At 66.3% G+C, this 24512-nt stretch carries 20 protein-coding genes; 5 read left to right on the top strand and 15 right to left on the bottom strand.

The features are described 5' to 3' along the window. Window positions 1-124: 124 nt before the first annotated feature. The 6 genes from lpxK to ACZ48C_RS24230 form a co-directional block, all read right to left on the bottom strand. A complete protein-coding gene (gene lpxK / locus ACZ48C_RS24255; RefSeq protein WP_464783256.1) occupies window positions 125-1165 on the bottom strand; it encodes a tetraacyldisaccharide 4'-kinase in 1041 nt (346 codons plus the stop codon). Between the two features lie 274 nt (window positions 1166-1439). Further along, window positions 1440-2174: an HAD family hydrolase gene (locus ACZ48C_RS24250; protein WP_464783255.1), complete on the bottom strand. Its 735-nt coding sequence runs from the start codon at window positions 2172-2174 to the stop codon at window positions 1440-1442. A gap of 11 nt (window positions 2175-2185) precedes the next feature. Then, window positions 2186-3502 (bottom strand): lipid IV(A) 3-deoxy-D-manno-octulosonic acid transferase, encoded by a 1317-nt coding sequence (gene waaA / locus ACZ48C_RS24245; protein ID WP_464783254.1) that lies wholly within the window; start codon window positions 3500-3502, stop codon window positions 2186-2188. Between the two features lie 162 nt (window positions 3503-3664). Further along, window positions 3665-3901 (bottom strand): DUF4170 domain-containing protein, encoded by a 237-nt coding sequence (locus ACZ48C_RS24240; protein WP_119254440.1) that lies wholly within the window; start codon window positions 3899-3901, stop codon window positions 3665-3667. A 59-nt stretch (window positions 3902-3960) separates the two neighbouring features. Continuing rightward, window positions 3961-4767, bottom strand: a complete 807-nt coding sequence (locus ACZ48C_RS24235; RefSeq protein WP_119254439.1) for a 3'(2'),5'-bisphosphate nucleotidase CysQ — start codon at window positions 4765-4767, stop codon at window positions 3961-3963. Between the two features lie 4 nt (window positions 4768-4771). Next, complete coding sequence (locus ACZ48C_RS24230) at window positions 4772-6118, bottom strand: TldD/PmbA family protein (RefSeq protein ID WP_464783253.1); 1347 nt, start codon at window positions 6116-6118, stop codon at window positions 4772-4774. A gap of 105 nt (window positions 6119-6223) precedes the next feature. Between ACZ48C_RS24230 and ACZ48C_RS24225 the strand changes: the two genes are divergently transcribed. Then, entirely contained in the window at window positions 6224-8026 is a 1803-nt protein-coding gene (locus ACZ48C_RS24225) for a monovalent cation:proton antiporter-2 (CPA2) family protein (protein ID WP_318913375.1), read from the top strand. Window positions 8027-8080: 54 nt separating this feature from the next. On the opposite strand, the gene ACZ48C_RS24220 is transcribed toward ACZ48C_RS24225, so the two are convergent. Genes ACZ48C_RS24220 through ACZ48C_RS24210 form a run of 3 tightly spaced genes read right to left on the bottom strand, consistent with a single transcriptional unit; the run spans window position 8081 to window position 11450 of the window. Further along, complete coding sequence (locus ACZ48C_RS24220; protein ID WP_464783252.1) at window positions 8081-8950, bottom strand: patatin-like phospholipase family protein; 870 nt, start codon at window positions 8948-8950, stop codon at window positions 8081-8083. Between the two features lie 40 nt (window positions 8951-8990). Then, window positions 8991-9551, bottom strand: coding sequence for a 16S rRNA (guanine(966)-N(2))-methyltransferase RsmD (gene rsmD, locus ACZ48C_RS24215; RefSeq protein ID WP_119254435.1), 561 nt, complete (start codon window positions 9549-9551; stop codon window positions 8991-8993). 6 nt (window positions 9552-9557) lie between these two features. Beyond that, window positions 9558-11450, bottom strand: coding sequence for a pseudouridine synthase (locus ACZ48C_RS24210; protein ID WP_464783251.1), 1893 nt, complete (start codon window positions 11448-11450; stop codon window positions 9558-9560). 70 nt (window positions 11451-11520) lie between these two features. Between ACZ48C_RS24210 and ACZ48C_RS24205 the strand changes: the two genes are divergently transcribed. After that, window positions 11521-11970 (top strand): nucleoside deaminase, encoded by a 450-nt coding sequence (locus ACZ48C_RS24205; protein WP_464783250.1) that lies wholly within the window; start codon window positions 11521-11523, stop codon window positions 11968-11970. A gap of 6 nt (window positions 11971-11976) precedes the next feature. Here ACZ48C_RS24205 and ACZ48C_RS24200 read toward each other — a convergent pair whose 3' ends face one another. From ACZ48C_RS24200 to ACZ48C_RS24180, 5 genes are all read right to left on the bottom strand, one after another. Continuing rightward, window positions 11977-12462 (bottom strand): N-acetyltransferase family protein, encoded by a 486-nt coding sequence (locus tag ACZ48C_RS24200; RefSeq protein WP_464783249.1) that lies wholly within the window; start codon window positions 12460-12462, stop codon window positions 11977-11979. 3 nt (window positions 12463-12465) lie between these two features. Further along, entirely contained in the window at window positions 12466-13080 is a 615-nt protein-coding gene (locus ACZ48C_RS24195) for a hypothetical protein (RefSeq protein ID WP_119254431.1), read from the bottom strand. A gap of 175 nt (window positions 13081-13255) precedes the next feature. Beyond that, window positions 13256-16147 (bottom strand): isoleucine--tRNA ligase, encoded by a 2892-nt coding sequence (ileS, locus tag ACZ48C_RS24190; protein WP_464783248.1) that lies wholly within the window; start codon window positions 16145-16147, stop codon window positions 13256-13258. Window positions 16148-16565: 418 nt separating this feature from the next. Beyond that, window positions 16566-17546 (bottom strand): bifunctional riboflavin kinase/FAD synthetase, encoded by a 981-nt coding sequence (locus tag ACZ48C_RS24185; protein WP_464783247.1) that lies wholly within the window; start codon window positions 17544-17546, stop codon window positions 16566-16568. 19 nt (window positions 17547-17565) lie between these two features. Beyond that, a complete protein-coding gene (locus ACZ48C_RS24180) occupies window positions 17566-18414 on the bottom strand; it encodes a TIGR01459 family HAD-type hydrolase (RefSeq protein WP_464783246.1) in 849 nt (282 codons plus the stop codon). A 319-nt stretch (window positions 18415-18733) separates the two neighbouring features. Between ACZ48C_RS24180 and groES the strand changes: the two genes are divergently transcribed. From groES to ACZ48C_RS24165, 3 genes are all read left to right on the top strand, one after another. After that, window positions 18734-19030, top strand: coding sequence for a co-chaperone GroES (gene groES / locus ACZ48C_RS24175; protein WP_119254427.1), 297 nt, complete (start codon window positions 18734-18736; stop codon window positions 19028-19030). A 53-nt stretch (window positions 19031-19083) separates the two neighbouring features. After that, the gene (gene groL, locus ACZ48C_RS24170) at window positions 19084-20721 is read left to right on the top strand and encodes a chaperonin GroEL (protein WP_119254426.1); all 1638 of its coding nucleotides are present in this window, start codon (window positions 19084-19086) and stop codon (window positions 20719-20721) included. 462 nt (window positions 20722-21183) lie between these two features. Next, window positions 21184-21630 carry a hypothetical protein gene (locus tag ACZ48C_RS24165; protein ID WP_119254425.1) on the top strand — a complete coding sequence of 149 codons (447 nt, stop codon included), beginning with the start codon at window positions 21184-21186 and terminating at the stop codon, window positions 21628-21630. A gap of 24 nt (window positions 21631-21654) precedes the next feature. Here ACZ48C_RS24165 and ACZ48C_RS24160 read toward each other — a convergent pair whose 3' ends face one another. Then, window positions 21655-24453: a bifunctional diguanylate cyclase/phosphodiesterase gene (locus ACZ48C_RS24160; RefSeq protein ID WP_318913355.1), complete on the bottom strand. Its 2799-nt coding sequence runs from the start codon at window positions 24451-24453 to the stop codon at window positions 21655-21657. Window positions 24454-24512: the final 59 nt, after the last annotated feature.

Here is a 24512-nt window from a genome sequence, read left to right as displayed (position 1 = left end):
GCAGTAGGCAGTAGGCAGTAGGCAGTAGGCAGTAGGCAGTAGGCAGTAGGCAGTAGGCAGTAGATGCTGTCGAAAGACGTGAGGGCGTCAATCCCCTATTGGCTACTGCCTATTGCCTAATCCCTCACTTCTTCGCCAGCCGCTGCAGCTTGCGCCGCCGTGCATTGGCGATCGCCGCGTCGATGATCGCATCCGGCCCCTTCGGGTCGTCGAAGCGGATTTCCACCTCGATCACGCGGCTCTTTTTCCTCAGTTCCTCCGAACGGCCGTGACCACCGGCGAGCCGCACGCTGTCCTTGGCCGTCGTCACCAGCTGGTAGCCGAGCCCTTCGGCATGGTCGAGGATTTCCGCCACCTCGTCGTCGGTGAGATAGTGGTGATCCGGGAAGCTGCGGGAAACATAGAGATGCGCGCCCGTCTCGTTCACCGTGCGGTGGAACTTCTCGTTGTCGGCAATGCCGGACCAGGCCATGACGACCTCGTCCTTCAGGTTCTCCGCGCCCACGGTGACGAGCGTCGCGGGATGGACCGCCTTACCGGCCCGCGCCGCCTGGCGGATCAGCCGGTCGGCCGCATCGCCGTCGCCGATGGCCAGAAGCGCGCTCGCCTGGCGCATCTGCTCGGCCAACGGCGCGCGCACCGGCCCGCCCGGCACGAGATGGCCGTTGCCGATGCCGCGGCGCGTGTCGATGACGAGGAGCGCATAGTCGAAGGCGAGGCGCGCGCTCTGGAAGCCGTCGTCCATGATGATGATGTCGGCCCCCTCCTCCACCAGCTTGCGCGCACCCTTCACCCGCTTGCGCGAGATGACGGTCAGCGCCTCGCGGGCGAGCAGCAGCGGCTCGTCGCCGACAGCGCGGGCGCGGTGGTGGTTGAGATCGACAACGGTCGTGACGTCCAGCGAGCCGCCATAGCCGCGGGAGAGGAAGCCGGGCCGAAGGCCCCGCGCCTTGGCGGCGCGGGCGAGCGCGATGGCCGTCGGCGTCTTGCCGGCGCCGCCCACCGTGAAGTTGCCGACGCAGATGACGGGCACCGGCACCTCGGCCCGGCGGCCCTTGCGCATGCGCCAGCCGGCGATCAGCCCATAGAGGCGCGAGACCGGCCAGAGCGCATAGGCGCGCCAGTCCGGCTTCGTCCACCAGAAAGGCGGCGCTTCGGTTACCATGTCGTCTCCCGTGGATAGCCCTGCCCTGTCGTTGCGCAAGGAAACGCGAAGACCTGAGGAAAATCAACTGCAGGAAACAGCGCCGGATGGCGAGGGACGGAGGCGCTGCCCCTCATCCCGCTGCCGCGACCTTCTCCCCGCAAGCGGGGAGAAGGGGAGCGAGGCGCTGGTTTCTCCGACGAAAGAAGCATGAAGGAAGCCCCCGCCGCTTGTCCCTTCTCCCCGCAAGCGGGGAGAAGGTGCCGGCAGGCGGATGAGGGGCGAGGCGGCGCGTTCACGCCGCCGGGCGCGCCACCGCGGCCTCGGGGAGCAGCGGCAGGAGTTCGGTGATGTCGTTGAGGCAATAGTCGGACGCCGCCGACAGCGATTCCCGTGAGCCCGTTCCCGTCAGCACCGCGACGGTGAGGCCGGCGCCGGCATTGCGGCCCATATGGAGGTCGTGGTTGTTGTCGCCGACGACGGCGATCTGGTGCGGCTCGAGGCCGGTCGCCTCGCAGAAGCCGAGCACCATGCCGGGCTCCGGCTTCGTGCCGAAACCGCTGTCGTAGCCGGCGACATAGTGCAGGTAGCCGTCGAAACCGAAGCGTTTCGCCGTCGCGCGGATGGAGGCCTCGTTGTCGCTGGAGGCGACGCCGAGCCAGTAGCCGCGGGCATGCATGGTGGCAAAGAAGGCGGCAAGGTCGGTGACGGCGACCGCAAGCGCGGCGGAATTGGCGAAGAGGCCGTCGAAATGCGTGGCAAGGCCTTCCACCGTGAAGGGCGCGCCGGCGGCGACCAGCCCCTCGGCGATCTCCACCGTGTTGCCGGCGGCAAGCAGGCTGTCCGGCGTGACATGGCCCGTGTCGGGGTCCATGCCGCCTGCCACGAGCAGCTTGCGGGCGAGCGCCTCGTCCCCGGCGGCGGCGATGCGGGCCAGCTCGTAATTCACCGGGACCCAACTCCTGGCATAATCGAGCAGCGTGCCGTCCTTGTCGAAGAGGATGCCGGAAATGGTCGCCGCCTTGGTCATGCCCTGTCCTTTCAGGAGGTCTGGCGCGGATGGAGCCGCGCCTTCACGGTGAGCGGATTGATATAGGGCTCCAGCCCCTTGATCGTGGCGCGCAGCGCCCCGCGCATCTCCTGCACGGTCTCCTGCCCGGCATTGATCATCTGCCGGCGCGTCTCGTCGTTGGCGAGAAGGTAATGCACGCCCTTGGCCAGCATCTCGATATCGCGCACCATCTTGGCGCTGCCGTTGCGGGCAAGTTGCTGGTAGGCCTCGCGGAAGTTCTGCACGTTGCCGCCTGAAAGGATCGCGCAGCCGAGCATGGCGGGCTCCAGCGGGTTCTGCCCGCCCTCGGCGAAGAGCGAGCGGCCGACGAAGGCGATCTCGGTCATGCGGAGATAAAGGCCCATCTCGCCGATCGTATCGCCCAGGAAGATGTCGGTATCGGGCGTCAGCGGCTCGCCGGAGGTACGGCGGACAACCTTGAGGCCGCGCGCCGCCAGCATGTCGGCGACGGCGTCGCCCCGCTCGGGATGGCGCGGCACGATGATGGTGAGAAGGCCGGGCGCGCGCTCCTTGAGAATGCGGTGCACATTGCCGGCGGCGGCCTCCTCGCCGTCGAAGGTCGAGATCGCCGCCCAGGTGCGGCGGCCCGCGATCTGGCCGAGATAGGCTTTCAGGACGGGCGGATCGACGGGCGGCGCGTCCGTATCGACCTTGAGATTGCCCGAAACGAGCACCGGCAGGGCCCCGAGCGTGCGGAACCGCTCCGCATCCGTTTCCGACTGGGCGATCACCAGCGCGAAATTCTCGAAAAGCGCATCGGCAAGGGCATGCCGGCGCTTCCAGCGCGGGAAGGAACGGTCGGAGATGCGGCCGTTCACCAGAACCTGCGGGATATGGCGCGCGCCGAGCTCCAGAATGGTCATCGGCCAGATTTCCGACTCCGCCATGATGGCAAGGTCTGGATGCCAGTATTCGAGGAAGCGGCTGACCGCCGGCTTGAGGTCGAGCGGCACATATTGGTGGATGACCTCGCTGCCGAGGCGGTCCTGCACGACCTTGGCCGAGGTGACGGTGCCGGTGGTGAGCAGCACGGCGATGCCGCGGCGGCGCACTTCCCTGATCAGAGGCACGATGGCATTGGTCTCGCCGACGCTGGCGGCATGGAACCAGACGAGGGGGCCTTCCGGCCGCGCGACGCTGGCTGCGCCATAGCGCTCCTTGCGGCGCGAGCGCTCCTCCTTGCCCTTGGCCGCGCGCAGCGCGAGATAGGGACCGATGACCGGATAGAGCGCGACACCGCCCCAGCGGTAAAGCGAAAGCGCGGCGCGGGCAAGCCGTGTGCTCATGGGCGGCACGCCTTCGCCTGTCCGGCTGCAACGGCGGACGCAGGGCCGCCATGCATGTCTGCTGGGTTTTCTCTGACGGCTTGCCGGCTCTCGAAGATCATGAAGGACCAGTCTTTCTGCCCGGCGCGGCAAGGCCGCGCGGGGCGGTGTCGCAAATGCGGTTCAGCCCTTCTGCGGGTCGAGAAGGCGGTGCATGTGCACGATGAAATAGCGCATATGCGCATTGTCGACGGTCTGCTGCGCCTTGGCCTTCCAGGCCGTCAGCGCGGTCGCATAATCCGGGAAGATGCCAACGATGTCGAGCTTTTCGAGATCGCGGAACTGGACTTCGGTGAGGGTCTTCAGCTCGCCGCCAAACACGAGATGAAGGAGCTGTTTCGGTTCGATCGATTCGGTCATGTTTCTCTCTTTTCTTGTGCCGATTTCGGCAGACGGTTTGCGGTATTCCGAAAGAAAGGTCAATGGCCGGCAAGGTGCCGCGCGGCATCGACGAGCCCGGAAAGCCGGGCGGCACCCGCCGCCGCCAGCGTCTCGTGGCTGACGGTCGGACGGTTGTAGGAAAGCGGCGCACCATCGAGCGTCACGAGGCCGCCGCCAGCGCGCGAAAGAATGAGGTCGGCGGCCGCCAGATCCCAGTCGTGCGCATTGCGCTTGACCAGCGTTCCGTCGATGCGCCCGTCCGCCACCATGGCGAGGCGATAGGCGAGCGAAGGCACATGCGAGATGCGGTGGACGCCGCCGATCATGTGCCGGTCGATACCCTGTGCCATGTCCTCCGGCGCGGCCATGCGGGTGGGGCGCGCCGCATCCGGCTCGCTCGCCGCGATGGGGCTGCCGTTCTTCAGCGCAGGGCCATCCGCCGCCGCGGTGAAGACCTCGCCGAGCGAGGGGGCGAAGAGCACGCCCGCCACCGGTCGGCCATGATGCACGACGGCGGCGCTGACACACCAGATGTCCTTGCCGGCGATGAAGGCGCGCGTGCCGTCGATGGGATCGATGACGAAGACCGTCTCGCAATCGAGCCGGCCGGCGTCGTCGTCCGTCTCCTCCGAGAGCCAGCCGTAGTTCGGCCGGGCGGAAAGCAGTTCCTTCTTGAGGATGTCGTTGGCCGCGAAATCCGCCGCGCTCACCGGCGAGCGGCCCTCGTTCTTCCACCAGACGTCCGGTCCCTTGCGGAAGAAATCCAGCGCCCTTGCGCCCGCAAGCCGGGCAGCCCCGACCAGAAGATCGAGGTCTGCGCTCCAGGCGTGGGCGGGGCTGGGCATGGTCCTACTTTCCGGCCAGCGTCATGCCGTCGATGACAAGCGTCGGCGCGGCGACGCCGAAGCTGCGGTCGATGTCATTCGCCGGCGTGATGCGCAGGAACATGTCGGCAAGATTGGAGGCGATGGTGACCTCGGAGACCGGGAAGGTCAGCTCGCCGTTCTCGATCCAGTAGCCGGAAGCGCCGCGGCTGTATTCGCCCGTCACCATGTTGACGCCCTGGCCGATCAGCTCGGTGACGTAGAGGCCCGTGCCGACGGAGCGGATCAGGTCCTCCGGCGCGATGTCGCCGGGCTCCAGCGCGAGGTTGGTCGAGGCGGGGCTGACCGAGGTGCCGCCGCGCACGCCGCGGCCATTGGTGTGGAGGCCGAGCTCGCGGGCGGTGGAGGTCGACAGGAACCAGTGAAGCAGCACGCCGTCCTCGATCATGGCGAGGCGACGGCCGGTGACGCCCTCGCCGTCGAAGGGGCGCGACGACGGACCGCGCACGATGAGCGGATCGTCGGTGACGGAAAGCCCTGACTTCAGCACCTGCTTGCCCATGCGGTCGCGCAGGAAGCTGGTCTTGCGGGCGACGGCCGCGCCGTTGATCGCCCCGGCGATATGGCCGGCGATGCCGCGCGAAACGCGCGGATCGTAGACGACGGTGATGTTCTTCGCCGTCGGCACCTGGCGCGGATTGAGCCGGCGGACGGCGCGGGCGGCGGCCTCGCGGCCGATCTCCCCGGCATTCCTCAGCTCGGCGAAATAGAGGCTGGAATCGAAGTCGTAGTCGCGCTCCATCTTCGTGCCCTCGCCCGCGATCACGCTGACGGAGCGGCCGAAGCGGCTGGCGCTGTAGGCGCCGGAAAAACCATGCGAGGTGGCAAGGACGAGCCCGCCCATGCCGGCCGAAGCGCCGGCCCCGCCGGAATTGGTGATGCCGGAAACGGCAAGCGCCGCAGCTTCCGCGGCAAGCGCCGCTTCCGTGAGCTGGTCGGCGGAAACTTCGGTCGGATCGTAGAGTTCGAGGTCCGGCCAGTCTTTCGCAAGATCCGCCTCGTCGGCGAGCGAAGCGAAGGGATCTTCCGGCGAGGCCTTCGCCATGGCGACGGCGCGCTCGGCAAGCACCTTCAGGTCGAAGCCGGGATTGGCCGAGACGCTGGCGACGCGCCTGCCGACGAACACGCGCAGCGAGAAATCGTCGCTCTCGGAAGCTTCCGTACCCTCGACCTTGCCGAGGCGCACGCTGACCGAGGAGGAGCGGCCCCGGACGACGACGGCATCGGCCGCATCCGCCCCCGCCTGTATGGCGCGGTCGATGAGTTCGCCGGCGCGCGCGAGAAGGCTTGCGGAATCGATCGTCTCTGACATGACTTGGCCTTTCTTTGCTGCCCCATTTATTGTGCGCCGGTACGGGCATCAAGGGCCACCCTCCTTTTTTGCCCCAGCGACCGGCTCCGAAGAGAAAGCATCCGCATGTCCTATACCCACAGCCCGTATAACGAGGTCCTGATGATGCTCGGCGGGGCGCTGCTTGCCGCGCCGATCTTCAAGCGGCTGGGGCTCGGCACCATTCTCGGCTATCTCGCCGCCGGCGTGGTGATCGGGCCGATCCTGCACCAGATCCGCGACGGGGAGGAATTGCTGGGCGTCGCCGAGCTCGGCGTGGTCTTCCTGCTCTTCCTCATCGGGCTGGAATTGAAGCCCTCGCGGCTGTGGGCGATGCGGCGCGACATCTTCGGCCTCGGCATCGCGCAGGTCGCCATCACCGGCCTTGCGCTCGCCGGATTGACCTTCGCTTTCGGGCTGGAGGAATGGGACGGCGCGCTGATCATCGGCTTCGGCCTTGCGCTTTCCTCGACGGCCTTCGCCATGCAGATCCTCGACGAGCGGGGCGACATCAATACGCGCTACGGGCAGCGCGCCTTTTCCATGCTGCTGCTGCAGGACCTTGCCATCGTGCCGCTTCTGGCACTGATCCCGCTGCTCGCCGAACAGAAACCCGAAGCCGGCACCAGCGCCTTCGAGGATTTCAGCATCGCCATCGCCGCCATCGCGGCGTTGCTGGTGGCCGGCCGCTACCTGCTCAACCCGTTGTTCCAGATCATCGCCCGCACCGGCGCGCGCGAGGCGATGATCGCCGCGGCGCTCTTCGTGGTGCTCGCAGCGGCCATGCTCCTGCAGATGGCCGGGCTTTCCATGGCCATGGGCGCGTTCCTCGCCGGCGTGCTGCTTGCCGATTCCTCCTACCGGCACGAATTGCAGGCGGATGTCGAGCCTTTCCGCGGTATCCTGCTCGGCCTTTTCTTCATGGCCGTCGGCCTGTCCCTGCATCTCGACGTCATCTTCGCAAGCTGGCTGACGATCCTGATCGCGACGCCCGCCGTCATGCTGGTCAAGAGCCTCGTCATCTACGGCCTCTGCCGCTTCACCGGCTCACCGCACAACGATGCGGTGCGCATCGCGCTCGTGCTGCCGCAAGGCGGCGAATTCGGCTTCGTGCTGTTCACGGCCGCGGCGGCCGGCGGCATCTTCTCCGACGGGCTCGCCTCGCTGCTGATCGCCGTCGTCACCATTTCCATGGCGCTGACGCCGATTGCCGCCGCGCTCTCGCGCTTCCTGCTCGTCGAAGACGCGGAAGAGGAGATCGAGGAGGATTTCGAAGGGGCCGGCGCCGACGTGCTGATGATCGGCTTTTCCCGCTTCGGCCAGATCGCGGCGCAGATCCTGCTGGCCGGCGGGCGCGAGGTCACGGTCATCGACCATTCGACGGATCGCGTGCGGCAGGCGGCGAGTTTCGGCTTCCGCATCTATTTCGGTGACGGCACGCGCAAGGACGTGCTGCGCGCGGCCGGCATCGAGCGTGCCAAGATCGTCGCCATCTGCACCCAGGGCAAGGGCGCGACCGACCGCATCGTCGATCTCGTGCAGTCGGAATATCCCAATGCCACGCTCTTCGTGCGTTCCTACGACCGCATCCACACCCTGGCGCTCAGGGCCAAGGGCGTCCAGCACGACGTGCGCGAGACCTTCGAATCCGCCCTCGTCTTCGGCCGGGAAACGCTGGAGGAGCTCGGCGTCGAGCCGGACGACGCGCTGGCGATCAGCGACGACATCCGCCGCCGCGACGTGGCGCGGCTGGAGCTGCAGGCCGCCGAGGGCATCGCCGCGGGGCGGCACATGCTGCATTCCAAGCCGGTGAAGCCGGAGCCGCTGGTCAAGCCGAAGAAGAAGGTGGCGGAGGAGGCCGACGAGGAGGAAGAGGAGAATGCGGCCTAGAGCATTTCCAGCAAAAGTGCGAAGCGGTTTTGCGTTCGAAAAGGCGGAAAAGCTCTAGCCGATGGCGGAAAGCCGCGCATCCAGCGCGCGCTTCAATTCGTCCCGGATGCCGGCGGAGGCGGCGAGGACCTCCTCGGCCTTGACGAAATCGAGCACGCGGAAGCGGCCGACCTCCGGCTGGAGGAAGATGTCCGGCGCGCCTTTTTCCAGCTTCAGCGTGACGATGGAGCGCATGGTGAGCTGGGTGGCGCCGTAGAGGCTGTCGATACTGTTCGGCACCTCCGCCGTGCCGGCCGGCGGCTTGCCGACGACGTCGACGCCGATGGTGATATCCGCCTTGCCGGCAAGATGATCGAAGGGCACCGGGTTCCAGAGGCCGCCGTCGATCATGACGCGGCCGTTCAGCACCACCGGCCGGAAGACCGCCGGCAGGGCGGCGGAGGCGGCGATAGCCGGCAGCAGGGGCCCGCTGTCGCAGACGCATTCGCACTGGGCGTAATAATCCGACGCGATCACCTTCAGCGGGATCGGCAGCTCCTCGAAGGTCTCCGGCAGGCGCTCCGGCAGGAAGGCTTTCAGGACGCGCTCCAGGTTGAACTGCCCGACGCGGAAGCCGCCGGCGACCATTTGCGAAAAGCCCGCCGGGCGCAGGCTCCACAGCCGGTTCATGATCTGGCCCGGACGGCCGATGGTGGCGAGCGTGTGCTCACGGATCTCCCGGCCCGTCATGCCCGCCGCCATCGCCGCGCCCATGATGGCGCCGATGGAGACCCCGGCGATCAGCACCGGGCGGATGCCGAGCTCGTCGAGCACCTCGATGACATGGATATGGGCAAGGCCCCGCGCCCCGCCGCCGCCGAGCGCGATGGCGACCGTCGGGCCGGAGGCCCCGGTGCTTTCAGCGGAAACGAGGGCATCGGTCATCGCTCATTCCTTTGCTGCGCAGGCCGCCGCGGCCCGAACGTCAACCGGCGCGGTAGCGATAGAAATGCATGCGCGTGTCGCCGAAGGTGCGAACCTCCAGGAGGTCGAAACCATCGACCGCGGCAGGTTGAATATCGGCGCGCTCCTCCAGGATCGCAAGGGCGCCGTCGACCAGCCAGCCGCCGCGACGGGCGGCATCGAGTGCGCGTTCGCCGAGGCCCTTGGCATAGGGCGGATCGGCGAAGAGAAAATGGAACGGCTCCATCGTGCCGATGCCGCCGAGCGCCGTCGCATCGCGCCGGAAGATCTTGGCACGGCCGATCACGCCCAGCGCCTCGATATTGGAATGGAGAAGCCCCCTGCCCTCGACGCCCTGTTCGACGAAGAGCGCCGCCCGCGCGCCGCGCGACAGCGCCTCGAGACCAACGGCGCCGGTGCCCGCGAAGAGATCGAGCACGCGCGTGCCGTCGAGCGCCTCGGGATAGGCATGCGACAGGATGTTGAACAGGCTTTCGCGCGTGCGATCCGTCGTCGGACGGATATCGTCCGACTTCGGCGTTACGAGCGAACGGCCGCGAAACTCTCCGCCGACGATCCGCACGATGCGTTACTTCCCCTTGCCGCGCGGTCGGCCACCGCCCGCTGGACGGCCACCACCGGGCTTGCCACCGGCCGGGCGCCCGCCCGGCTTGCCGCCGAAGGACTTGCCGCCGGGTTTTCCGCCGGGTTTTCCGCCGAAAGGCTTGCCGCCGTCACGGCGCGGCGGACGATCCGAGAAGGACCGCTCGCCCTCTGCGCGGGGCTTGCGATCGCCACGGGCCGGACGGTCGCCGAAGGAGCGTTCGCCTTCCGCGCGCGGCTTGCGCTCGCCGAAGGGACGGTCGCCACGCGGCGGGCGATCGCCGAAACCGCGCGGCGCACGCTCGTCGCCGGCACCGGAGCGCTTGCGGCCGAAGCCGCCGCGTCCGCCCTCGTCGCGGGCTTCCGGCTCGGAGGCGCGGATCCACTCACCGTCCTCGTCGCGGGTTTTCAGGATACGCGGCTTTTCCGCCCGGTCATCGCCGGGGCGGCCGCGGGCCGGGCCCTTGCGGTCCGGATCGAACTTCTTCGCCGAACGGGTCAGCGTGCCGTCGGCCGAGCGGCCGTAGCGCTTGCCCTTGGGCGCGCCTTCGGGACGTTCGCGCGTTTCACGCTTCCCGCCCTCGGCGCTTTCCGCCTTCTTTTCGGCGACCGGACGGGCGCCGGGCGCCATCCAGACATTGGATTTGCGGGCGCGCGTCGCCGGCTCGCGCTTCGGCTTGCTGTCGAAGCGGTCGTCGTCGCGGTCCCGGTCACGGCCGCCGCCACGCGGCTTGTCGCCAAAGCGGTCGTCGCGCTTCGTGTCGAGGCGGGCGCGGGCATTCTCGCGCCGGTCGCCGGGCTTCTCGCGGCGCTCGGCCGGCTTCTCGCTCCAGGCGGGCGTTTCGCTACGGCTCTTCTTCGCGGGCTTCTCCTCCGCATCTTCCGAGACGTGGTCGAAGAGCGGCGCGTCGAAATTGGCCTTGGCGTCCTCGATGAGGCGGGGGCCGAGCTGGTCGCGCAGCGTGCGGCCGCGGATCTCCTGGGCGTGGCCTTCCGGCAGCTCGCCGAGCTGGAACGGGCCGTAGGAGATGCGGATCAGGCGGTTCACGTCGAGCCCGAGCGCGCCGAGCACATTCTTGACCTCGCGGTTCTTGCCTTCGCGCAGACCCAGCGTCAGCCAGACGTTGGTGCCCTGTGTCTTGTCGAGCGTCGCGTCGATCGCGCCGTAGAGCACGCCGTCGACGGCGATGCCTTCCTTCAGCTTGTCGAGATCGGCCTGCTCGATCTTGCCGTGGGCGCGCACGCGGTAGCGACGCAGCCAGCCGGTCGTCGGCAGTTCCAGGATGCGGGCAAGGCCGCCGTCATTGGTCAGCAGCAGCAGGCCCTCGGTGTTGATGTCGAGGCGGCCGATGGACATGACGCGCGGCAGGTCTTCGGGAAGATTGTCGAAGACGGTCGGACGGCCTTCCGGGTCGGCATTCGTCGTCACGAGGCCGGCCGGCTTGTGGTAGAGCCAGAGGCGCGTGCGCTCGATGCCGCGCACCGGCATGCCGTCGACCTCGATGCGGTCGGCGAAGGTGGCGTTGAGGACCGGACTTTCCAGCACCGCGCCATTCACGCTGACACGGCCTTCCATGATCATACGCTCCACGTCGCGGCGCGATGCGACGCCGGCGCGGGCCAGAAGCTTGGAAATGCGCTCGGGTGCGAGCTCGGCACCGGCGGAGGCGGCCGGCGCGGGCTTTGCCGCACGGGGGGCCGGCCGATCGTCACGCGGGGCGGACTTCCCGGCGAAGGGCTTTGCCCCCGCCTTCTTGCCAGCGGGCTTGCCCTCGGCAAAGGATTTCCTGCCCGCGGCGGCCGATGCGGCGCCACGCGGCTTGGTATCGCGGCCCGAGGGCTTGCCGCCCGGCCGTTTTGGCTTGTCTTTGGATGTCATTTGTGCTGCCTGCGTTTTGCCGTGTCCTATCAGGTCAGGCGTCCGGGGTTAAGAGGAATTCGTGCCGCGCATGACAAATCGCTTCATGGACATCGCGCTCGAGGAGGCCCGGGCGGCCGGCGCGCGGGGCGAAGTGCCGGTCGGCGCGGTTCTGGTGCTCGACGGCGCCGTTATCGCGCAGGCGGGCAACCGCACGCGGGCGGAGAACGACGTGACCGCCCATGCCGAGGTTGCCGTCATCCGCGAGGCCGCCCGAAAGCTCGGGCAGGAGCGGCTGGCGGGCGCCGACCTCTACGTGACGCTGGAGCCCTGCACGCTCTGCGCCGCCGCCATTTCCTTCGCCCGCATCCGCCGCCTCTACTACGGCGCGGAGGACCCGAAGGGCGGCGCGGTGGAAAGCGGCGTGCGCTTCTTCGCCCAGCCCACCTGCCACCACGCGCCGGACGTCTATTCCGGCATCGGCGGCATCGCGGCGGCGGATATCCTCAAGGATTTCTTCAAGGAACGGCGGGAAAGCTAAGCGTCCTCAGCCTTCGGCGAAGCGCTTCAGCCGGTCGCCCGTCAGGCGGTAGCGGACCCATTCCTTCTTCGGCTCGGCGCCGACCGCCTCGTAGACGCGGATCGCCGGCTCGTTCCAGTCGAGCACGCTCCATTCGAAGCGGGCGCAATCCTGCGCAACGGCGACGCGCGCGAGGTGGCGCAGCAGCATCTTGCCGACGCCGGCGCCGCGATGGGCGGGCGTCACGTAGAGGTCTTCGAGATAGAGGCCGTTCTTCGCCTGCCAGGTGGAATAGGTCTTGAACCAGACGGCGGAGCCGGCCGGCTCGCCCGCCTCGGTCTCGCAGATCGCCGCGAAGCTCACCGAGCCTTCGCCGAACAGCGAGGTCGCGACGGTCTCTTCCGTCGCGGCGACTTCATCGAGGGCGTTTTCGTAATCCGCCAGCTCGCGGATGAAGCGCAGGATGATCGCGGCGTCAGCCGCGGTCGCCGGACGAATTCGATAGGCAGTCATTCGTCAGAAAGGCCACCAGGAGGAACCCGACTGCTTGGCGGCCTTGGCCTCCTTCTTGCGGCGGCGTTCCTTCTGCTTCTCGGGTTCGCCGAGATCGGCCTGCGCCTCTTCCGGCAGCTTGCGATATTCGACCGGCGGATCGCTCAGGTAGCGGCGCTTGTCGGAATAGGCGCCCTGCTGCAGCCGGCGGGCTTCGCGGTAGGCCTGCGTCTGCTCGGCACTCGAAAGTTGCTTCGACGTCGTGTGCTGGTTGGCGAGCGGCGAGCGGTAATGCGGATCGTTGGCATTGGCATCCGCCTCATCACGCAGGCGCTCGCGCATGTCCTCGGGATTCTCCAGCCATTCCGGATTATCCTTGGAGGATACCGATTGCTGCGGGTTGGCCAGCGCCATCTTGTCCTTCGGCACGACGAGGCCGCCGCGCGGCTGGTAACGGATCTTCTTGGCGTCCTTGTTATCCGGCTGGATCATGACGGCATTGCCGAGGTCCTCCACCAGCTGCTCGCCGGCGGACTTGTCCGTGCCGTAGGTCGGGCCCATGCAGCCGGTCAGAAGGAGGCTGCCGCCGAGGAGCCCGAGAAGGCCGGTACGCACCCGAATATTTCGCGTCATTCCCATGAATACCCTTCCAGCAGGCCGGTACGCCGAATACCTGTGACACGGCAAAAGTCCGCCGTGCCATGGCGGAACAATCCGACCATTTTCAGGCAGCATTACCGGATGACGTCCTCAAGCGCAATTCATCCGGGCAAATCGACGGCCGGAAAGCACCGGCCGTCAACAGGCACGCCCGTCAGGCGGCGCGGCGGAAGCCGATCTCGCGGAGCGCCGCGGCATCGCGCGCCGAGACGTCCGGGTAATCCGCATCCGAACCGACATCGGTTGTGATGCGCCAGGAACGGGCGCACTTGGTACCCTCGGCCAGCTTCGGTTCGACGGAGACCTTGGCGACTTCGGCAAGGCGGAAGGCATCAGTCGGGCCTTCGCCGGCGACGACCGTGATGGCGGAGGTGATGCAGATTTCCGCGAAGTCCTGGCCTTCCAGCGCCTTCAGAAGCTCCGCATCGCCAACATGGACGACGGGAGCCGCTTCCAGCGAGGCGCCGATGCGCTTTTCGCGGCGCTCGATCTCCAGCGCGCCGGTGACGACCGAGCGCACGTCGCGGATCTTCTCCCACTTGGCTTCCAGCGCATCGTCGCGCCATTCGGCCGGCACCGCCGGGAACTGTTCCAGATGAACCGAAACGGCATCCGGCTTGCGCGACAGCCATGCCTCTTCCATCGTGAAGGGCAGCATGGGCGCGAGCCAGGTGACGAGGCACTCGAACAGCTTGCGGATGACCGAAAGCGCGGCGCGGCGCTTCAGCGAGGATGGGGCGTCGCAGTAGAGCGCATCCTTGCGGATATCGAAGTAGAAGGCCGAGAGCTCGACATTCGAGAAGTCGATGAGCGCACGGGCGATCTTCTTGAAATCGAAGGCGTCGTAGCCCTCGCGCACCAAACCGTCCAGGACGGACAGCCGGTGCAGCATCAACCGCTCCAGTTCCGGCATGTCGGCAAGGGCGATCTCCTCGCCGGTGTCGTGCGCCAGCGTGCCCAGCATCCAGCGCACGGTGTTGCGCAGCTTGCGGTAGGCGTCGATATTGGTCTGGATGATCGTCTTGCCGAGGCGCTGGTCTTCCCAATAGTCCGTCGTCATGACCCAGAGGCGCAGGATGTCGGCGCCCGATTCCTTCATCACGTCCTGCGGCGAGACGACGTTGCCCTTCGACTTCGACATCTTCTCGCCCTTCTCGTCCATGGTGAAGCCATGGGTGACGACGGCGTTATAGGGCGCGCGGCCACGCGTCGCGCAGCTTTCGAGCAGCGAGGAATGGAACCAGCCGCGATGCTGGTCCGAGCCTTCGAGATAGACGTCGGCAGGCCATTTCAGGTCCGGGCGATCTTCGAGGGTGAAGGTGTGCGTCGAACCCGAATCGAACCAGACGTCGAGGATGTCCATGACCTGCGCCCAGCGGGCCGCGTCATGCTCCTTGCCGAGGAAGCGCTCCTTGGCGCCTTCGGCGAACCAGGCGTCCGCGCCTTCCTTCTCGAAAGCTTCGAGGATGCGGGCGTTGACGGCATCATCCACCAGCACCTCGCCGTTCTCGTCGGCGAAGATGGCGATCGGCACGCCCCAGGCGCGCTGGCGCGAGAGCACCCAGTCCGGGCGGCCCTCGATCATGGCGCGCAGGCGGTTCTGGCCAGCGGCGGGCACAAAGCGGGTGTCGTCGATGGCGGAGAGCGAGCGCGAGCGCAGCGTGGTGCCGTCGCCGAGTTCCTTGTCCATATAGACGAACCACTGCGGCGTGTTGCGGAAGATGACCGGCTTCTTGGAGCGCCAGGAATGCGGATAGGAATGCTTGAGGCGGCCGCGGGCGAAGAGCATGTTCACGGCGATCAGCGCCTTGATGACGCGCTCGTTGGCATCGCCCTTCTTGCCGTTGTCGTCCATGACGCGCGCGCCGTCGAAGCCGGGGGCATCGGCGGTGTAATAGCCGGCGTCGTCGACCGGGAACGGAATCTTCGAGGAGATGCCGCGCGCTTCCAGTTCGCGGGCCTTCGCCGTCCAGGCGTCAAAGTCCTCGCGGCCGTGGCTCGGCGCGGTGTGCACGAAGCCCGTGCCGGCGTCGTCGGTGACATGGTCGCCGTCGAGCAGCGGAACGGGGAACGTGTAGCCGAGGCCCTTCAGCGGATGGGCGCAGGTGATGGCGGCGAGTTCTTCCGGCGCGACGTCACGCACGAACTTGAAGGTGAGCTTCGCCTTGGCGGCGGCCTCGTCGGCAAGGCGCGTCGCGAAGATCAGCTTCTCGCCGGGCTGCGGGCCGAAATCGTTCTGCGCGCTTTCGACCTCGTAGAGGCCGTAGGGGTAGCGCGAGGAGAAGGCGATGGCGCGGTTGCCGGGGATCGTCCAGGGCGTGGTCGTCCAGATGACGACGAAATTGTCCTTGAGATCGGCCGGGCCTTCGACGACCGGGAACTTCACCCAGATCATGTCGCTCTCGACATCCGCATATTCGACCTCGGCCTCGGCCAGCGCCGTGCGCTCGACGACCGACCACATGACCGGCTTGGAACCGCGGTAGAGCTGGCCGCTTTTCGCGATCTTCAGGAGTTCACCGGCGATGCGGGCTTCCGCATGGAAGTTCATCGTCGTGTAGGGCTTCTCGAAATCGCCTTCGATGCCGAGGCGCTTGAACTCCTCGGTCTGGATCTTGATCCAGCCGCTGGCGAAGTCACGGCATTCCTGGCGGAACTCGTTGACCGGGACCTCGTCCTTGTTCTTGCCCTTCTCGCGGTACTTCTCCTCGATCTTCCATTCGATCGGAAGGCCGTGGCAGTCCCAGCCGGGGACGTAATTGGCATCGTAGCCGCGCATCTGGAACGAGCGGTTGATGACGTCCTTCAGGATCTTGTTCAGCGCATGGCCGATATGGATGTTGCCGTTGGCATAGGGCGGGCCGTCGTGCAGCACGAACTTTTCACGGCCGGCGGCGGAGGCGCGCAGCTTCTTGTAAAGTTCCATCTTTTGCCAGCGGGCCACCGTTTCCGGCTCCTTCTGCGGCAGGCCGGCGCGCATCGGGAAATCCGTCTGCGGCAGGTAGAGGGTGGACGAATAATCGACTTTTTCAGGTGTATCGGTCATGGATATAGCTATCGTCTCGTCGCGCGGGTTTTCGCGCATGCGGGGGAATATCTGTCATCTGCACCGGCGATGACGGCGGGGGCGCTGTCAAAAACGCCCGAAATCCCGGACCTTCCGGCCTCGCTCAGAGCGCGCGGAAGGCCGGGCCACTAATTCGCAGGGCGATGGTCGGCCGGTGGAGCATCATGCGCGCGGTCTTACGGCCTTTTGGGCGTTTTGAAAAGACGGCGGGCGTATATTTGGGGGGCCGCTTCCGGCTGCCCCTCATCCGGCCTGCCGGCCACCTTCTCCCCGCAAGCGGGGCGAAGGGATATGCCGCGCCGATTTCCCCAAATCTTCATCGTTGCGTTGGGCTAGTTCCCTCTCCCCGCTTGCGGGGAGAGGGTTAGGGTGAGGGGCAACGCCAAGCCTACAAACCTCAGAAACAGAGCCGCCGGTCGATATCCCCGAGCGGCCGCACGCCGGACAGCAGCGCCCGCGCCTCCTCCTCGTCGCGCTTCATCTGCACGACGAGCGCATCGAGGCCGTCGAATTTCAGCTCGTCGCGCAGGTGGCCGAAGAAGGAGACGGCGGAGACTTCGCCATAAAGATCGCCGGAGAAGTCGAAGAGGAAGGTTTCGAGCAGCGGCGCGCCGTTGGCATCGACGGTCGGGCGGCGGCCGTAGCTGGCGACGCCGTCGTGGAGGCTGCCGTCGGGGCGGCGGAAGCGCACGGCATAAATGCCGTTGCGCAGCTCCACTTCGGGCGGAAGCTGCATGTTGGCGGTGGGGTAGCCCAGCGTGCGGCCGAGCTGCTTGCCGCCGATCACCTCGGCCTCGACCGTGTAGCGGTAGCCGAGCTGGCCGGCCGCTTCCGCGACGGCGCCCTTGCCGAGCAACGCGCGGATGAAGCTGGAGGAGATGACCGAAGCGTTCTCGTCGCGGAAGGCATCGACCAGCGTGACGCCGAAGCCGTTCTCCTCGCCGGCCGCCATCAGGAACGCGGGGCCGCCCTCCCGGCCCTTGCCGAAATGGAAATCGAAGCCGGTGACGACCTCGGAGGCGTGCAGCCAGTCGAGAAGGATGCCACGGATGAAATCATGGGCCGAGATTTCCGAGAAACCGCGGTCGAAGGGATATTCGATGACGGCGGCAAAGCCCATGCCTTCGAGAATGCGCGCCTTCAGCGGCGCGGGCGTCAGGCGGAAGACGGGATGCTCGGGGCGGAAGACGGTGCGCGGATGAGGCTCGAAGGTGAGGACCAGCGCCGGAACACCGCGCTCGGCCGCGATGTCGAGCGCCCGTTGCAGAACCGCCTGGTGGCCGCGATGCACGCCGTCGAAATTGCCGATGGCGATGACGCCGCCGCGCAGGTGCTCCGGCAGCGGCTGCTTCGTCTCGTTCCTGTGAAATACCGTCATGACGACCGTCTCCGTCCGGTCACTGCAACCGGGGCATCCACCACTTCGGGTGGGCGTTCTCGCGGGAAAGGAAGGCGGCGAGCCTATCCTCGTCCGTCACGCCGCCCTCGACATAGTGCTGGGCATGGATGCCGCCGGAAATGTAGAGGACGTCGAGGCCGTAGCCTTCGGCGCCGCGCACGTCGGTCGGCATGCCGTCGCCGATGGCGATCACGCGGGACATGTCGAAATCGCCGCGCACCGCGCGCGCCTCGGCCAGCGACTTCTCGTAGATCGGCCGGTGCGGCTTGCCGGCGATGCGGGTCGCGCCGCCAAGCTCTTCATAAAGCTGCGCGAGCGCACCGGCGCAGACGATGAGCTTGTGGCCGCGCTCGACCACGAGGTCCGGATTGGCGCAGATGAAGGGCAGCTTGCGCGCGGCAAGTGCCGAAAGCTCCGCGCGGTAATCCTCGGCGGCCTCCACCTCGTCGTCGCGCAGACCAGCGCAGACGATGGCGGCGGCGTCCTCCAGCCCGACCGGCTCGACATGCAGTCCGTCGAGCAGCGGCATGTCCTTGTCGGCGCCAATGAAATAGATCTTCTCGGGACCCTCGGCGATGAGGGCGCGGGTGACGTCGCCCGAGGTGACGATGCGGTCATAGGCCTCGTCCAGCACGCCCAGCCCGCGGATCTGCACCTTCACGCCCGGATGGGGACGCGGCGAATTGGTGATGAGCACGACCGTCAGGCCGGCGGCGCGGGCCTCGGCCAGCGCCTCGGAAGCGTAGGAGAAAGCCTCGACGCCATTATGCAGGACGCCCCAGACGTCGCAGAGCACCACGTCGTATTGCGAGGCGATGTCGCGGAAGGATTGGATGCGTTGAGCCATCAGGGTTTTCCATGTCGAGGTCGAGCCCGGCTGACATTGCAAAGCGACGCCAAGAAAACAAGCCTCTTCCCGCAATTTTGCCCCATCCACAGGGAAACGGTCGAAATTTCATATGCCTGCCTTGATGACATGCCAAAGCGCTCCCATCTGCCGGCTGCGGTAACCATTCCGGCCGAAATAAATTCGCGGCGTCGTTCTTGACTCGAAACCCGCCGCCGCCTATCTCGGCATCGCTAGCACTCCTGAACGGTGAGTGCTAACATCAATCCATCGGATCCGTTTCGTGATCCGCAATGTCATTCGATCGAGGGATAAGACAATGGCAAGCACCACCTTCCGCCCGCTTCACGATCGCGTCGTCGTTCGTCGCGTCGAGTCCGAAGCAAAGACCAAGGGCGGGATCATCATTCCGGACACCGCCAAGGAAAAGCCGCAGGAAGGCGAAGTCGTCGCCGTCGGCTCCGGCGCCCGTGACGAATCCGGCAAGGTCGTCGCGCTCGACGTCAAGGCTGGCGACCGCGTTCTGTTCGGCAAGTGGTCGGGCACCGAAGTCAAGCTCGACGGCGAAGACCTTCTGATCATGAAGGAAGCCGACATCATGGGCATCATCGGCTGATCTGCCGATAACCCTTTTCCAATTCAGCTGATATCTCTTCAGGAGTTCTCACAATGGCAGCCAAAGAAGTAAAGTTCGGCCGCACCGCGCGCGAAAAGATGCTGCGTGGCGTCGACGTCCTCGCAGACGCCGTGAAGGTAACGCTCGGCCCGAAGGGTCGTAACGTCGTCATCGACAAGTCCTTCGGCGCTCCGCGCATCACCAAGGACGGCGTTTCCGTCGCCAAGGAAATCGAACTGGAAGACAAGTTCGAGAACATGGGCGCCCAGCTCGTTCGCGAAGTCGCTTCCAAGACCAACGACATCGCCGGTGACGGCACGACGACCGCAACGGTTCTCGCCCAGGCCATCGTTCGCGAAGGCGCCAAGGCCGTTGCCGCCGGCATGAACCCGATGGACCTGAAGCGCGGCATCGATCTCGCCGTCGCAGAAGTCGTCAAGGATCTCCAGGCCAAGGCCAAGAAGATCAACACCTCGGAAGAAGTCGCACAGGTCGGCACGATCTCCGCAAACGGCGAAAAGCAGATCGGTCTCGATATTGCCGAAGCCATGCAGAAGGTCGGCAACGAAGGCGTCATCACGGTTGAAGAAGCCAAGACCGCCGAAACCGAACTCGAAGTCGTCGAAGGCATGCAGTTCGACCGCGGCTACCTGTCGCCCTACTTCGTGACCAACCCGGAAAAGATGGTCGCCGACCTCGAAGACGCTTACATTCTCCTGCACGAGAAGAAGCTCTCGAACCTCCAGGCCATGCTGCCGGTTCTCGAAGCCGTCGTCCAGACCGGCAAGCCGCTGGTCATCGTCGCTGAAGACGTCGAAGGCGAAGCCCTCGCGACCCTCGTCGTCAACAAGCTGCGTGGCGGCCTCAAGATCGCTGCCGTCAAGGCTCCGGGCTTCGGCGACCGCCGCAAGGCCATGCTCGAAGACATCGCCATCCTGACGGGCGGCACGGTGATCTCCGAAGACCTCGGCATCAAGCTCGAAAACGTCACGCTCGACATGCTCGGCCGTGCGAAGAAGGTTTCGATCTCCAAGGAAAACACGACGATCGTCGACGGTGCCGGCCAGAAGGCCGAAATCGAAGGCCGCGTCGCGCAGATCAAGGCCCAGATCGAAGAAACCTCCTCCGACTACGACCGCGAGAAGCTGCAGGAACGCCTTGCCAAGCTCGCTGGCGGCGTTGCCGTCATCCGCGTCGGCGGCTCGACGGAAGTCGAAGTCAAGGAAAAGAAGGACCGCATCGACGACGCTCTCAACGCGACGCGCGCTGCCGTTCAGGAAGGCATCGTACCGGGCGGCGGCGTAGCCCTGCTCCGTTCTTCCACGAAGATCTCCGCCAAGGGCGAGAACGACGACCAGGAAGCCGGCATCAACATCATCCGCCGCGCCCTCCAGGCCCTCGTTCGCCAGATCGCGGAAAACGCAGGTGACGAAGCTTCGATCGTCGTCGGCAAGATCCTCGACAAGAACGAAGACAACTACGGCTACAACGCCCAGACCGGCGAATACGGCGACCTGATCTCGCTCGGCATCGTCGACCCGGTCAAGGTTGTCCGCACCGCCCTGCAGAACGCCGCTTCGGTTGCCTCGCTGCTGATCACGACGGAAGCCATGATCGCCGAGCTGCCCAAGAAGGACGCTCCGGCTATGCCGGGCGGCATGGGCGGCATGGGCGGCATGGACATGATGTGATAGGCGACAGCCTTCACATCTGAGCCAAACCGGTTCAGTTCGGAAAGGGCGGTCTTCGGGCCGCCCTTTTTGCTTGCGGGTTCTTGCCGAAGAAATTTTCCAACCGTGCAATAATTGACAAAAAAGCCGTTGATGGTAGCAAAAAACTAACTATAACAACGCCCCAAGTGAACTTTAAAGATTCACCCGGGGTTCAGGTGCTGGTTTTCGACACGACCGGTCGGCTGTGCTGCCAGAATTCCCTCAGTCCCATGAAGCCGCTGCAAGCTCCGGAGGGAGCCCGCCGCGGTTTTCGCGCGTACGTCCGATCCGAAGATCACAGGAACCGGACGCAGTTCAGTACATGAGAAAGTGGTTCGGCGGGCTTCGAGAGGAATGTCAGCCGGATTTTTCGTTTTCAACATGTCACGCTCGGCGAGCGGATGTGCGGATCAAATTCGGGCGGCTGCCGTGGGGTCGTAAGTGTTCAAGATAATCAAGACCGATCTCTCGTCGCCTTTCCTGCCGGGTTCGATGGACTTCGACGAAGCGGACAACGAACTGCTGACGCAATATTGCGTGACGGAGCGCTGGACCGGCGACCTTTCCAACGGCCTCTTCATGCTCGGCGAAAAGGCCGCGCAGGCGCATGGCCTGCCGCTGCGCCCCTGCGGGCTGCTCAACCTCATCCGTTGCTACGAGCCGCTCGACCGCACGCGCGTCCTGGAACTTTTCGAGCAGGCCGCGGCTTCCTCATCGTCCTTCTGCTTCTCCACCACGATCCATGTCGACGGCGCGCCGCGCCAGCCGGTATTCTGCGTCGGGGAATCGACGGGACTGGAAGAGAAATACGCCGGCAGCATCATCGGCGTCTTCATCTTCCCCCGCTTCCAGATCGACCTTGCCGGCCGCCGCTTCCGGCGGCAGTAGGCAGGAACCGAAAGACCAGCCGCTTCAGGCGGCTTCGCTGGCCGTTCCGCCGGGGCGGATGCGTTCGACCGGAACCGGACGGCCAAGGAAATAGCCCTGCGCCTCGTCGCATCCTTCGCTGAGCAGGATGTCGAGCTGGCTGCGCGTTTCCACGCCTTCCGCCAGCACCGGCACGCGCAGCGTCTGCCCGAGTGCGAGGATCGCGCGGATGATCGCCTTCGCCTCGGGGCTCGCCTCCACCTCGCTCATGAAGCTGCGGTCGAGCTTGATCTTGTCGAAGGGGAAGGCGCGTAGCGTTTCGAGCGAGGAATAGCCCGTGCCGAAGTCGTCGATGGCGATGGTGACGCCGAGGGCCTTGATGCGGCGCAGCGTGTTGAGGGCGCGCTCCTTGTCGCCGATGATGGTCGATTCGGTGATCTCCAGCTCCAGGCGGTGCGGGCTGAGGCCGGTTTCCTGCAGCACGCGCTGGACGAGATCGGCGACATCCGCATTGCCGAGCTGGACCGGCGACAGGTTGACCGCGATCTTGTGGTCACTGTTCCAGGTCGCGGCCTCACGGCACGCCTCGCGCAGCACCCATTCGCCGACCGGCAGGATGGCGCCGCATTCTTCCGCGATCGGAATGAACTCGCCCGGCGGAATCGTGCCGCGCACGGGATGGTGCCAGCGCAGCAGCACTTCGTAGCCCACCGTCTCGCCGGAATTCACCGCCTTCTGCACCTGGTAGTGAAGCTGCAGCTCGTTGCGCTCGACGGCCTGCCAGAGATCGTTGGCGATCAGGCGGCGGCTGCGGGCGGCCTCGTCCATCGACACTTCGTAGAAGCAGACGGTCTCCGTCAGGGCGTCCTTGGCGCGATACATGGCAAGGTCGGCATTGTTGAGCAGGGCCTCGATATTGTCGGCATCCTGCGGATAGATCGCGACGCCGAGGCTCGCGCCGGGCTTGATGTCGTAGCCGTCGATGCGGATGTCCTCGGTGAGGCAGTTTTCGAGGCGCTGGAGGAAATCGGTAAGGTCCGACATGTCCTCGAATCGCTTGGCGGCGGCGAATTCGTCACCGCCGAAGCGGGCCACCGTCTCGTCCGCCCCGAGGCAGGCCTGCATGCGCCGCGAGAGCGTCGCGAGGACCTCGTCGCCTGCCGCATGGCCGCGCGTGTCGTTGACTTCCTTGAACTTGTCCAGATCGATGCCGATAGCGGCCACCTTGCCGCCCGATCGCCGGGCGGAATCGAGATCGGCCTCGAGCCGGTTGTTGAAGCTTGCGCGGTTCGGCAGGCCCGTCAGCCCGTCATGGCGGGCGAGGAAGGAGATCTGCTCTTCCGAACGCAGGCGCTCGGAAACGTCCTCATAGGTCGCCACCCAGGCGCCGTCCGGCAGCGTGCGGTAGCGCAACTGAACCGACACGCCGCTCTGCAGCTTCTCGACGATCACGCCGCCATCGTTCGCCTGGATCGCGGCGCGGCGGCGGGCGTAGGCATCTCGCGCCTTGGTCTGCCAGACATCGGGATCGGCATAGATGTCGGCGACGCCCTGCTCGACAATCTCGCGCAGGGTCATGCCCGGCCGGATGCGATCGCCGGGGAAGCCGAAGATTTCACTGTAGCGCCGGTTGGCAAGAAGCAGGCGCTCGTCCTTGTCGAACAGGCACAGGCCCTGCGACATGTTCTCGAGCGCGAGATCGAGGTTCTTCGTCACTTCGGCCAGCCTGTCGGCATCGGCCTTCTCCCTGGTGACGTCCTTGCTGATCTTGGCGTAGCCGACCAGCACGCCGCCCGCATCATGGATCGGGTCGAGCACGACATTTGCCCAATAGCGCGTGCCGTCCTTGCGATAGCGCCAGCCCTCGCCCTCATACTTGCCTTCCTCGCGGGCGATGCGCAGAGCGCGTTCAGGCGCACCCGCCGCGCGATCCTCCTCGCCGTAGAACTGCGAGAAATGCCGGCCGACGATCTCCTGCGCCTTGTAACCCTTGTGGCGCTCGGCACCCTCGTTCCAGTTGGCGACGCGGCCCTCCGGGTCGAGCATGCAGATGGCGTAATCCTTGACGCCCTGCACGAGCATGGCGAACTGGCGGGTGCTCTCCGTCGCGGTCAGCTCGGCCTGCCGGGCGAAGACGGCGGCCGTCAGGCCGGTGAAGAGCAGCGAGAAGGCCACCACCGCGATCAGCGGCACCATCAGGCCGGTCGAGATCAGCGTATCGTCGCTCACCGGCATCAGGCCCGGCTGGAAGGTCACGGCGGTCATGGCGGTGAAATGCAGGGCCACCACGCCGAGCGCCATCAGCACGGTCGCCAGCGCCCTGTCGCGCACGCGCTGCTGCGGACGCATGCAGACGAGAAGCGACAGCGCGCCGAAAAGGCCGGCACAGACGACCGAGACGGCGACATAGACGGCATCCCAGCCGAGCGTGCCCGGCAGTTCCACCGCGCTCATGCCGATGTAATGCATGGAGGTGATGCCCGCGCCGAGCAGCAGGCCGCCGGCGATGACGGCGGCGCGGCCCGCGACATAGGTGGCAAGCGCGAGACCCGCCGTCGTCACGACGATGGCGACGCCGAGCGAAATCAGCGTCAGCTTCATGTCGTAGCCGATGACCATGCCGGGATCGTAGGCCAGCATCGCGATGAAATGGGTCGCCCAGATGCCGAAGCCGCTCGACGTGCCCGCCGCGCCCAGCCAGAGATTGCGCGCCCTGCCTTCGGCGACCCACGCCCTCTGCGCCAGCGTCACCGCGACATAGCAGGACAGGAAGCAGATGAATGCGGCAAGCACGACGAGACGAAGATCGTGCTCGACGACGATGCAGTTGAGAATGCGCAGCATGGGAACACCGGGCGGGAGGGCAAGATGGCACCACAGAGCCCGGCAACCTTAAAGACTTT

This window comes from Shinella sp. 1A1, assembly GCF_055379515.1.
This window is presented reverse-complemented; position numbering and strand designations above follow the sequence as displayed.